The following is a 347-nucleotide window of genomic DNA, read 5'->3' as shown; positions in this document are numbered from 1 at the left end:
GGCTTCCGGCGGGGGGGGGGGGAGGGCAGGCTGCGTTAGTTCGGATAGCCCTGTCCCGGGGCCCCTTTGCCATGAATGGGGGAGGGGGGGAAAGCAACGGGGTTTGTCTCGGAGTCTATTATGAGCCGCACCCCCGACACCTGGATTCTCACCGCTCATTGTCCGAGCGTGCTCGGTACCGTGGATGCGGTGACGCGTTTTCTGTTCGAGCAACGCTGCTATGTCACCGAGCACCATTCGTTCGACGACCGGCTGTCCTCGCGCTTCTTCATCCGTGTCGAGTTCCGCCAGCCGGAAGGTTTCGACGAGGCGGCGTTTCGCGCCGGAGTGGCCGAGCGTCTGGCGCC

1 pseudogene is annotated in these 347 nt (G+C 64.8%); it reads left to right on the top strand.

What is annotated here, in order from left to right:
• Nucleotides 1-120 precede the first annotated feature (120 nt).
• A pseudogene (locus tag GYB81_RS23300) lies at nt 121-347 on the top strand (formyltetrahydrofolate deformylase); the annotation flags it as partial.

Origin of the sequence: Pseudomonas yangonensis (assembly GCF_009932725.1) — a bacterium.
In the GTDB taxonomy this organism is placed as follows: Bacteria; Pseudomonadota; Gammaproteobacteria; order Pseudomonadales; family Pseudomonadaceae; genus Aquipseudomonas; species Aquipseudomonas yangonensis.
The sequence above is the reverse complement of the archived record's forward strand: the minus strand, read 5'-3'. Positions and strand labels throughout refer to the sequence as shown.